The following is an 11,645-nucleotide window of genomic DNA, read 5'->3' on the forward strand; positions in this document are numbered from 1 at the left end:
AAAACCGAAAATTATGTAAATTAAACAAATAGATTGCCAGTTCTGAACAGTTTAAATGCAATAATCATCTATCCATTCATTGTATTGCAAACGCTTTGACAAGTTCACAGTTTTGTTGCATACTATAGTTTAGGTAGTATTAAAGGAGATTTTATGAAAATACTGATAACCGGATTTACTCCGTTTGGAAATGAAAACATCAATCCATCATGGGAAGCAGTTAAGATTTTAAAAGCGGGAATTAATGATGAGAATATATTTATCAAACAAATACCTACCGTCTTTCGAGAAGCAGCTGAAGTAGTTATGGAAGAAGCAGACAAGGTTGACGCAGATGCGATTGTAGCTGTAGGACAAGCAGGTGGGAGAGCTTCTGTAACTGTAGAATTCATAGGCATTAACTGGAAGAAAACCGGTATTCCGGATAATGCAGGTAATATTCCTAAAGGTGAAAAGATAAAATCTGATGGTGAGGACGGATACATTTCAAACCTACCTGTTTTTGACATAGTAGATAATATAAAGAAATCAGGAGTACCTGCCCATGTATCTTATACTGCAGGAACTTATGTATGTAATGAATTACTTTATACTTTGATGTATAATATTAAGGGGAATAACAAATCCCGATTGGCAGGATTTATTCATTTACCATTTATCCCCGAACAAGTGATTAATAAGGGGGAGGATATCCCTTCAATGGGAATCGACCATATGGTAAATGCACTTAAGATTACTATAGAGACAATAAAAGAACAAGGTGGGATATAGAGATGAATTTAAAAGACTATATACAGGTAATTGAAGATTTTCCAAAGAAAGGTATAAGCTTTAAGAATATTACCACATTACTTAGAGACAAAGATGCATTTCAAGAAACAGTCAATAGGATGGTAGAAAATATTAAAGATTTGGAAGTAGACTATATTATCGGTCCTGAAGCCAGAGGGTTTTTATTTGGAGCTGCAGTGGCTTATGCATTAAATGTCGGTTTTATACCGGTAAGAAAAAAGGGAAGCTTCCCGGGAACACTGTTGAGTTTCAGTATCAGCTAGAATACGGGATGGACAGTCTGGAAATACAAGAAGGAGCCTTTGAAGAAGGAGCCAAAGTGGCGATAGTGGATGATCTTTTGGCAACCGGTGGAACAGTCAATGCAACCGCTAAACTCGTTGAAAAAATGGGTGGAGAAGTAATGGCGATGGAGTTTTTAATTGAATTAACCGACTTAAAAGGAAAAGAAAAAAATAAAGAATATAAAGTTGACTCTTTAATTCAATACAATATTTAATAATTTTAATCTAAGAGGTGCATTGTTATCAATGCACCTCTTTCTACGAAACAAGATAAATAATGGTTCTTTGTCAAATAGTGTTGGTATATAAATTAATCACAAACTATTAATGTCAGGCAGCGTTAGCTGCCTGACGTTTTTTTACACTTACAGTGTCTTTTGGTACTATCATTTTCTTGCAAATTAATATTCGATTCCTAAAATGATAGTACGACCTGTATCCGAAAGCAACTCTTTTTAAACACTTAATAAAATTATTAATACCTTCTAAACATCCATTTGTAACATTGACTTCTAAGCAATTTTTTACGTACTCAAAGTCCTTTAAAAGCGTGTTAATACTAGTTTTCATAGCATCTGATACCTCATCTGAATAATATTCTAAATGTGCCTTTAAGGAGGCAATATCTCCGTTTTCTACATCCTTTAAAAGAATCTGATAACAATCATAAGTATTTAGAAGTGTTTTGTTGACACTAATACTATCCATAACCACATCTCTAGCACTTTTCCATCTTTCAAAATGTATCCACTTTCTAAAACCTGTAGAATTGAGCTTTAAATAAGGCTTTTGTATCAGCTTCCAATACCTTTTTAACCTTTTGTATTCCATTGAATACTTAGAAAAACTATTCATAACTTCTATTCTTGTTTTGTTCAATGCTCTAGATAAGTGGTTAACTATATGGAACTTATCAAATACTATCTTAGCATTAGGGAAAAGATCAGAAATTAGACTAATGTATGGCTGATACATATCTATACATATACTTTTAACCGATTCTCTAGCACATTCACTAAACCTAGAAAAATAGCGCTTAAGATAGTGTAATTGCCTGTTTTCAACAATATCGATAATATCATGAGTAATAGCATCACAGAAAATAAAGCTCATAGATCCTTTAGCAGTTTTTGTGGATTTAAACTCATCAAAACATAAATGTTCTGGTAAAAACTGATAATTAGGCTTAAACTGTTCAAAAGCTTGATCTACACATTTAGACACCGTAGAATGAGAAACATAATGTAAATTAGCAATATCTTTTTCACTTACTTTCATGGTCAAATTAGTTGTAATATGAGCTTTTACTCTATTAGAAATAAAACAATTCTTTTTAACAATATCAGTTTCAGCTATAAAAGTAGAATTACATTCCTTACATAAAAATCTCTGCTTTTTAAGTCTCAAGAAAGTAGGTTCGCCATTAAAAGGAAGAAGTTTAATATCAGAAGACTTAGTGCCGTGTTTAATAATGCTTGGGCTATGCACGTTACCACAAACGGGACAAACAGAAGCATTATAGGTAAGCCGGCCAAAAATCAAATTGTAAGAGATATTCTTCTTTTTAATCTTCTCGACATTTTCAAAAATCTCAATATTTTCATCTTTTAAATCTAATAAATTTAAGATATAATTACTAATAGACATAGTGGCCTCCTTATTTTTTTGTTGTAGTGATTAAATTATAAAGGAAATTGGTCACTATGTCTTTATATTTTTTAAAAGAAAATAGTGCCAGCAAAGAAACTAATATTTCTTCACCAACACTATAAATTATAGAGCCTAAATAATCTATAGCTTTGTCGGTATAAATAGTAAATATATACTTATACTGTTTTTTACTCTGGACTGTCTATTTTAGAAAGATATAATTAGATAATTAGCTATTAATTTTAAATTACATTTATTGAAAGTTTATTTAAGTGAACTTTGTTCATGGATTTGTTTCATATTATACTTGACACCAAACAAGAACATGGTATAATCATATCAGTTAGCTAACACTAACCTATAGTTAGAATATACTAACCAAAGACTGTATTGTTGAGTTTACTCCGGTTGTCTCCCTTACAAACCAACAACAACTAGCTGATTTACTCAACAATACAGTCAAAACAACATGAGGAGGAAATATGAATTTCAAAAGACTATGTATTATATTGGGTACTTTAATATTAAGTGCTGCACTTCTGCTTACAGGTTGTAAAACAAAGACCGAGCAAAAACCTGCAGAAGACAAGAAAGTTGAAGAGAAAAAAGAAGATAAGGCTGATACAAGTAGTGAGGAAGTCTCGCTGAATGATTGGGAGGGTGTTTGGAATAATTACTTATCATACTTTGACGATCCTGCTATGGAAGCTACTTTGAAAGAGGTTGCTGAAAAACAAGGAAAATCTATAGAAGATTTAAAAAAAGCTCAAGAGGAATCATATAAGGCGGATTTCAAAGCTATTGAGTTCAAAGATGGCAAAATCATGTACTATGATAACTTTAAAGATAAAGGCGGAAAAGTTATAGAAGAAGCTGAGTATGCTTATAAAAACACACATAAAGCAAAACATGGTAATCATGAGTTTTCATGGTATGAGTTTGAAGCAAAAGGGGACGCTAAGCACAAAGTCTTATTACTTATGGATGTTCATGGAGAAGAATCTTTAACGCATTTTCATATGAGATATGGTGAAGATGTCAAGACTATACTTGCTCAAGAAAAATGGTATCCAACACTTGTAAAAGAAACGACCACTGTCGACCAGATCGTAAGTTCTGTAAAAGCCGCAGCTGATCACGATCACGATCACGATCATGACCACGACCACGATCACGACCATGATCATGATCACGACCACGATGTTAGTATGAGTGAGTGGGAAGGTTCTTGGAACAATATGGGAGCTTATTTAGAGCGTGAAGAATTACAAGATGCCTTTAAGAAGCTTGGAGAAAAAGATGGAAAATCTGCTGATGAAGCTAAAGCAGCATATATTGAAAAGAGAAAATGTGACTTTGACGGTATGGTTGTTAAGGGAGACAAAGTAACATTGTTGGATGGTTTTGAAAATGAAAATGGAAAAGAAATAGAATCAGTTGAGTATGAATTCCTTGAAACCCATAAAGTTAAACATGGAAATCACGATTTAGAATGGCATGCATTTAAAGCTAAAGGAGATGCAAAGTATCCTATTATGCTAATGATGCCTGTACATGGAGAAGAGAGTTTAACACATTTCCATATGAGATATGGTGACGACGTTAAAACATTATTGGAAAAAGATGGTTGGTATCCGACATTTGTAAAACCAAACACCACAAATGAACAACTGGTAGAAGAAATTACGGAATAGGTTATGTATTATGAGAAAAAAGTTAATCAGTATTTTCTTACTTTGCTCTCTACTTACAAATATTTTATGCGGATGTACTAAAGAAGAGGTAAAAAACGATGGTAAACCCATCGTTTACACCTCTTTTTATCCTGTATACGACTTGGTAAAACAGATAGCAGGGGATACTGTCGAGCTTAAGACATTTATGCATTTGGACAAGGATCCTCATCTATGGGAACCGACTCCAAAAGATATGAGAGGATTAGCTAAAGCAGATTTGTTGATTGTAAACGGAGCAAATTTAGAGAAATGGCTAGACCAGGTTAGAGAAAATTTACCAAATCTAGAGATTATAGTACTATCTGATTCTGTAGATTTAATTACCTACAAAGGTGCAGCTGCAATAGGTGACTTTCAATATATGTGTGAGTATAATTTTAAAACTGATAAAAAATACAGGATAGATTTTGGACACACTCATGAAGATATAATGAGAGTTACTTTTATAAATAATTCCGAGGACTTGAGTCAAAAGGAACTTATTGAAAAAGGCAAGAAAACAATGGAACAAAAAGGAAATGTAGTTGCACAAAAGTCTAATATCGAGATTGTAGAAGGTGAAGTATACGCAATAGAGATGGGGCATGAAAGTGGAGAAGTTACATTCAATGTGCCTGAAGATGGAAACTGGGTCTTTGTAGCTGACCGCGTTTCTGAAAGCTTGCTCCCCTATGATTTGACGGATGAAAACAAAGAGAAACTGGATGTAAAAGTTCTATTAAGCGGATCTACATCGGGTATGGATAAGATAACTTATGACCCACATTCATGGATGTCCATAGTTAATGCAAAAAAATACTTGAATACCATACATGATGAATTTTTGAAGAGGTATAGCAAGAATTCTAAACTCTATAGAAAAAACAAATTAAAAGCAGTAGATGCTCTAACAGACTTAGAGTTTGAATACAAAGAAAAATTTAAAGATATAAAAAATAGAGAGTTTGTAGTCACACATTATGCATATGCATATCTTTCCAGAGACTTCGATCTCGTTCAATTCCCATTACAGGGATTGGTATCCACTGAGTCGCCCAGTTTAAAGACGATTAGAAAAGCCATAGATTATTGCCAATACTGGGGAATCAATACTATATTTTATGAAGAAGGAATGGACAGTAAAGAAGCAAAAGCACTTGCGGAAGAAATTGGTGGAAAAGCTGAAGCTTTAAATTCTATGGAGTATATGAAGCCTGATGTTCAAGATAATATAATAGATTATACAAGTGTGTTGAAATCTAACCTAGAGAAATTATATGACTCTTTCAGAAAGTAGGTGGAGTTTTGAATCATGTATTAATTGAAAACCTAAATTTTAAATATACTTCAGAAAAAGTCATTGAAAACTTAAGTATGAGTATAGAAGAAGGACAAATTGTCTCTATTTCCGGTGAAAATGGATCAGGTAAAACTACGCTACTTAAGCTAATGCTGGGGCAATTAAAACCTGATTCCGGCAGAGTAGCGATATTGGGAAAAGAGATTTCAAAAATAAATAGTTTTAGAGAAATAGGATATGTACCTCAAATTCAAATTACAAATCAAATGGCCTTTCCAATTACAGTATTAGAACTTGTAGTTCTAAACCTATATGAAGATTTTGGGTTCTTTAAAATCCCTAAAAAGAAACATAAAGATAAGGCTATAAAACTTCTTAAAAGTTTGAGTTTAGGTCAATATATAAATACACCTTTAAATGAGCTTTCCGGAGGTTTACGACAAAGAGCCATGATAGCAAGAGCTATGATAAACAATCCTAAGATATTGGTGCTTGATGAGCCAACATCCGGGGTGGATAAAGACAGTAAGAAACAATTCTTGGAATTAGTTTCAGAGATGAATAAAAAACATTTACTGACGACTGTCATAGTAACGCATGAGATAGATCTTATTGAAGAAATGCTTAAGATAGATAAAATATACAAAATGGACAATGGAGGAATCTTAGATGTTACAATTTGATTTTATGAGAAGAGCCCTGTTAGCCGGATTTCTACTATCGATAATGATTCCTTCAATAGGAGTAGTCATGGTCAATAGAAGAACCTCAATGATAGGTGATGCCTTATCCCATACTTCACTTGCAGGTGTCGGCTTGGGATTGATATTTGGGTTTGATCCTATCATCGGTGCGATCTTCGTTTGTATTTTATCGGCATTTTCGATAGAGGGAATCCGTCAGAGATTGCCACAATACGGAGACTTGGCCACAGCTATAATCATGAGTACGGGTCTTGGTATTGCTGCGATTTTGTCTGACTTTGCTCCCGGAGGGAATACTTTTGAATCTTATCTTTTCGGAAGTATATCATCGGTAACTTCGTCAGATTTGAGAAATGTAATCATAGTATTTATCCCGTTTATAATTGCCTCTATAGTATATTATGGTGCATTACTTGATATTTCAATCGATACTAACCTGGCCAGACTGGCAGGAGTTAAAGTTAAGACTATAAATGCAGTATTCACATTGTTAACGGCAGTTACAGTAGCACTGGCTGCTAAAATAGTGGGAGCACTTCTCGTAGCCTCTCTCATAGTTCTACCCGTTGCAACTGCTTTAATAATAAGTAGGAGTTACAAGACTACTTATATCATATCGATTGTCCTAGGAGTAATTTATACCGTAGTAGGCATTATAATGTCTTATAATTTTGACATTAGACCCGGTGGAGCAATAGTAATAAATGCCGTAGTAGGTATGCTTATTATGATGGTCTATGGAAAAATAAATAAAGCTCCTACAAAAAGGATATACTTGGAAGAGCAATGAAGTAAAAAGTAGGATGCAGTAAACCGGAAGAATACGGATCGCTCATTTTTGGAATTTAATATAGTTTTTAATAATGCGTCGTTTTAAAACGATGCATTATTTTACATATCAGTTAAAGATTCTCTTAAACATAGATGTATAATATTATGTTATAATAATCTCGGAGGAAGATATGGATAAAAGAAGGAGATTAAGGAGAATACAATTACAAAGAAAGAGAAGACGAAAAAATCTTTTCGTTCTTTCGATTTTAATCACATTGTTTTTGTTTATTGGAATCTATAAAGCACTTAGTTCACCTAAAGATAAAATACCGAAAACAGATAAAAATCAAAATATAATTGAGAATAATTTAGAAAAAAAGAAGTGAAAAAAGTAGAAACCAAAGGTATTGAATCGGACTTAATTACAGATAATACTGTTGCCGTCTATGATTTAAACAAGGATGTTCTCTTATACGAAAACAACTTGGAAAAACAGGTTTTGCCTGCAAGTTTATCGAAACTTTTCGTTGTAGATTATGCTTTAACATTATTAAATCCAAATGATACTGTCAATATTACAGATGAGATTAATCTGGTAAAACCTGATTCGTCAATGGCTCATATAGAGCAAGGAAGTATGCAGGTTTCAGAATTGGTACGAGGAGTATTAATACCTTCGGGTAATGACGCAGCATATGCATTGGCAGCTGCCGGTGGTAGGGTTTTAAATAATGATATAGAGATTTCAGGTGAAGAAGCTGTATCAGTATTTATGAAAGGACTTAATGATTATCTAAAGTCTGAAGGTTATAAAGACACCATAATAGACATACCTAGTGGATATAGCGATAACAGCTTCACTACTTTTGCCGACTTATTAAAAGTCAGCAAAAAGATTTTGAGAAATGGTCTTATATCTGAGATTGTATCCCAATCTGAACACTACCATACTACAGAATCAGGCAATGAACTGCACTGGATAAATACAAATGAGTTTTTACTACCTTATTCCGATTATTATAATGAAAATGTGAAAGGGATAAAAACGGGTTCACTTGATACAGTCTACAATCTTATTACAAGGTATAAAAAAGATAAGGGTGATTATTTAATCTTTGTACTCGGCGCAGCATCGTCAAGTGAAAGATTTAATGAAACTAATACGATAATGCAAAGTCTTGATAAAAATGATTAAAAGGTGTGAGATAATGAAAGAAGAGTATATAGACATTTTAAGTAAAGAAAAAAAGTCTTCCAATCCCGCCAAGAATTGGAATAATAGGGCTAAAGAATTCTACCGTTATACCAAAGAAGCAAAAAGCAATGAGGTTTTGGATTTTCTAAATTCAAAAATGGAATTTACAGGAAAAAAGATTCTCGACATAGGATGCGGAGCAGGTAGGTTTTTGTTGCCCTTTGTAAAAGCGGGAGCTCATGTTACCGGTATTGACATTGCTCAGGATATGATTTATTACACCGAAAAAATATTGCTTGAATCGAATATACCTAAAGACAGTTACGAACTATTAAAAGCTGACTGGAAAGATATAGATTTGGATGCCAGACGATGGAATTCTAAGTTCGACTTAGTTTTTGCGTCTATGAGTCCTGGAGTAAGTGATTGGGAGTCAATAGAAAAGTTGGTAGTAGCGTCTAAGGGACATGTTTTTATCTCATCTTTTGCCTATAGGCATGAGAGCGTACTTTTAGAATTACAAAACCACTTGGAAAGTTATCGTGAAAATGACTGGGGCGAGAGATTTAGAGCGATGATCAATCTTCTGCTTCTTAATGGATTTCTACCGGATGTTAAATTTACTAGAAAAGTAGGTTCCATGGAGTTTGAGGTTGAGGACTTAATTAACCGGTACAAACACAGATTTATAAACTCTGATCCTACGGGAGAAAAAACTGAAGAACTTAGAGGTTTGGTTGATAAAATTGGGAGTGAAAGTAATTACACCATGTATACTGACAGAGTAATTGGAATGTTTTTATTTTCAGTTAATGATAAAATAGACAAGAATACTAAATAAAAAGAGGTGAAATATGTATTTACTAAAATTTGTACAATATGACAGAGAGATTGAAGTTGGCTTATTTGAAGCTGAAGAAGAAATTTTTGAGTTTTTAGGAAAAATACCATATTACTCAAAAACAGTTGATATTATCGATGAGGAACAATACGATAGTCACTCACTAAAACTGGAAGAAATACCGGAATACGACGAGATAGTTTATAATAACTACAGATTTATACTTACTAAATTTATGTTTAACGAGGACGACAGGATAGATGTTGACTGGGTTAGACTACAAAATTTTTCTGTAAAATCTGATAGTCAAGAACCTGTTTATTCAGAAGGCAGCACCAGAGTGGATGCCTATATAGTTCCCAATGATGAGGCAAAGACTTATATTGAAGATAGAGAAGAATTGGCTAGACAACTGATAAGTAAATTCTCTGAAAAAGGTATGAAGACTGAAAGATGCTTTAGAAATTCCGAGGATGGCGAAGCCATATGCTCATATGATGAAAATGGAAATATAAACAATATGGTATATCTGGATCCGTCAGCTATCAATGGAATGAAAAAAGGTAAAATAGAGGAGATTATTTCCGGTGAGTATAACTATGATTGGTCGGAAGAGTCAGAATAATATTAAGGAAAATTAATAATTACAAACAAATCTTAGGCATCTATTAATACATGAATTCGTTTGCAAATTGAATCTTTATAAGTAATAAATCAAAGACTGTTGAAAAACAGTCTCAGACTGTTGACAAAGCATAGCTAAAAAAAATTTCTAGCTGTGCTTTTTTTGTTCTAAAAATGCCATATTATGTGTAATTTAAGCCGTTTTGGGTATATATAACACTAAGAGAGAAGTGTTAATATGCTATTTAAAAATTCTAAAAACAAAGTTGATCAAGTTCAAATGATTTCAATAGATCAAATGGTTCCCGAAGATCATATACTTAGAAAAATAGATAAATACATTAAATTTGATTTCATATATGAATTAGTTGAAGATTTGTACTGTCTTGATAACGGACGACCTAGTATAGATCCCGTTGTTTTGCTTAAGATTACCTTAATCCAATACCTTTTCAACATAAAAAGCATGAGACAAACAATTAAAGATATTGAAGTAAATCTTGCTTACAGATGGTTTTTAGGTTTTGATTTTTACGATAAAATACCTCATTTCACAACTTTTAGTCAAAACTACAGAAGAAGATTTAAAGAGACAAACATATTTGAAGATATTTTTCAAAACATACTACTACAAGCCATTGAAGAAGGCTTAGTTGATATAAATATCCAATTTGTTGACTCAACACATGTTAAAGCACATGCCAATAGGTATAAGGTTGTTAAAGTAAAAGTGAAAAAAGAGGTAAAATACTATCAAAAAAAGTTAGAAAAAGAAATAAACGAAGATAGAAAAAAACATGATAAAAAGCCATTTGATCCTAAAGATAAAGATGAAGAACTAAAAGAAGTAACAAAAAGCACAACAGATCCTGAAGCAGGACTATTCCATAAAGGTGAACATAAAGAAGTATTTGCATACAGCGTACAGACATCATGTGATAAAAATGGATGGATATTAGGTTTTAAATCATATCCTGGAAACTTACACGATGGAACAACATTTAAAGATTTCTTTGATGAAAAGTTAAAACGATTGAACCCTAAAAAACTAGTTATGGATGCAGGCTACAAATTCCCGGCAATAGCGAAAGAACTGTTTGATGATGGAGTATTTCCAGTATTTCCATACACCAGGCAAAAAACAAAACCAAAACTAGAAAACCCATTCTACAAAAGAGATTTTGTGTATGACGAATACTACAACTGTTACCTTTGTCCAGCAAATGAAGTATTAGAATACTCAACCACAAATAGAGAAGGATATAGGCAGTACAAGAGCAACCCAAAGATCTGTGTAAACTGTGGGTACCTAGGAAGGTGTACAAGTAGTAAAAAACACCAAAAGATAATAACTAGACATATCTGGCAAGATTATCTTGATATCTCAGAAGAATACCGGTATACATATAAAGGGAAAGCAGAGTATAAAAAGAGAAAAGAAACAATAGAAAGGCAATTTGGGAGTGCAAAGGAATATCATGGATTTAGATATACCAATATGGTAGGTATAAAGAAAATGGATATGAAAGCAGCACTTACTTTTGCGACCCTAAATATGAAAAAGTTAGCAATAATCTTAAGTAAAAGAGATAAAAAGCCACCCAAAAATAATGGTGTTTTAAGAAAAATATTGAACTTTGCTAATAGATTTGTCAAAATAGAGCAAACCCTGATTTTTAATCAGGGTTTGTCTTCAGTCTGCAAATTGCTAAATCGGCAGTTTCAGGGCAAACGGATATATGGTATTCAGAGGAGCTTCAATTAGC

11 protein-coding genes and 1 pseudogene are annotated in these 11,645 nt (G+C 33.0%); 11 read left to right on the forward strand and 1 reads right to left on the reverse strand.

Translation table 11 applies throughout. The annotated features are described in order from the left end of the window. Window positions 1–153: 153 nt before the first annotated feature. Both pcp and VZL98_02855 read left to right on the forward strand, forming a co-directional pair. A complete protein-coding gene (pcp, locus tag VZL98_02850; GenBank protein WVH63911.1) occupies window positions 154–771 on the forward strand; it encodes a pyroglutamyl-peptidase I in 618 nt (205 codons plus the stop codon). 2 nt (window positions 772–773) lie between these two features. Then, window positions 774–1,291, forward strand: a pseudogene (locus VZL98_02855) (adenine phosphoribosyltransferase). 115 nt (window positions 1,292–1,406) lie between these two features. On the opposite strand, the gene VZL98_02860 reads toward VZL98_02855, so the two are convergent. Beyond that, the gene (locus VZL98_02860; GenBank protein WVH63912.1) at window positions 1,407–2,723 is read right to left on the reverse strand and encodes an ISL3 family transposase; all 1,317 of its coding nucleotides are present in this window, start codon (window positions 2,721–2,723) and stop codon (window positions 1,407–1,409) included. 485 nt (window positions 2,724–3,208) lie between these two features. Here VZL98_02860 and VZL98_02865 point away from each other — a divergent pair, with 485 nt between their 5' ends. The 9 genes from VZL98_02865 (at window position 3,209) to VZL98_02905 (ending at window position 11,644) form a co-directional block, all read left to right on the forward strand. Further along, entirely contained in the window at window positions 3,209–4,420 is a 1,212-nt protein-coding gene (locus VZL98_02865; protein WVH63913.1) for a ZinT/AdcA family metal-binding protein, read from the forward strand. Between the two features lie 10 nt (window positions 4,421–4,430). Next, window positions 4,431–5,738 (forward strand): zinc ABC transporter substrate-binding protein, encoded by a 1,308-nt coding sequence (locus tag VZL98_02870; protein WVH63914.1) that lies wholly within the window; start codon window positions 4,431–4,433, stop codon window positions 5,736–5,738. A gap of 8 nt (window positions 5,739–5,746) precedes the next feature. Then, window positions 5,747–6,424 (forward strand): metal ABC transporter ATP-binding protein, encoded by a 678-nt coding sequence (locus VZL98_02875; protein ID WVH63915.1) that lies wholly within the window; start codon window positions 5,747–5,749, stop codon window positions 6,422–6,424. Then, window positions 6,411–7,235, forward strand: coding sequence for a metal ABC transporter permease (locus tag VZL98_02880; protein ID WVH63916.1), 825 nt, complete (start codon window positions 6,411–6,413; stop codon window positions 7,233–7,235). The genes VZL98_02875 and VZL98_02880 overlap by 14 nt, the downstream gene beginning before the upstream one ends. A gap of 172 nt (window positions 7,236–7,407) precedes the next feature. Then, window positions 7,408–7,605 (forward strand): hypothetical protein, encoded by a 198-nt coding sequence (locus VZL98_02885; GenBank protein ID WVH63917.1) that lies wholly within the window; start codon window positions 7,408–7,410, stop codon window positions 7,603–7,605. Then, entirely contained in the window at window positions 7,602–8,414 is an 813-nt protein-coding gene (locus tag VZL98_02890) for a D-alanyl-D-alanine carboxypeptidase (protein ID WVH63918.1), read from the forward strand. The genes VZL98_02885 and VZL98_02890 overlap by 4 nt, the downstream gene beginning before the upstream one ends. A 13-nt stretch (window positions 8,415–8,427) precedes the next feature. Next, window positions 8,428–9,255: a class I SAM-dependent methyltransferase gene (locus VZL98_02895; GenBank protein ID WVH63919.1), complete on the forward strand. Its 828-nt coding sequence runs from the start codon at window positions 8,428–8,430 to the stop codon at window positions 9,253–9,255. Between the two features lie 13 nt (window positions 9,256–9,268). Further along, a complete protein-coding gene (locus tag VZL98_02900; protein WVH63920.1) occupies window positions 9,269–9,880 on the forward strand; it encodes a hypothetical protein in 612 nt (203 codons plus the stop codon). 237 nt (window positions 9,881–10,117) lie between these two features. Then, complete coding sequence (locus VZL98_02905) at window positions 10,118–11,644, forward strand: IS1182 family transposase (GenBank protein ID WVH63921.1); 1,527 nt, start codon at window positions 10,118–10,120, stop codon at window positions 11,642–11,644. Window position 11,645 lies beyond the last annotated feature (1 nt).

It is taken from the genome of Peptoniphilaceae bacterium AMB_02 (genome assembly GCA_036321625.1).
GTDB lineage: Bacteria > Bacillota > Clostridia > Tissierellales > Peptoniphilaceae > Microaceticoccus > Microaceticoccus formicicus.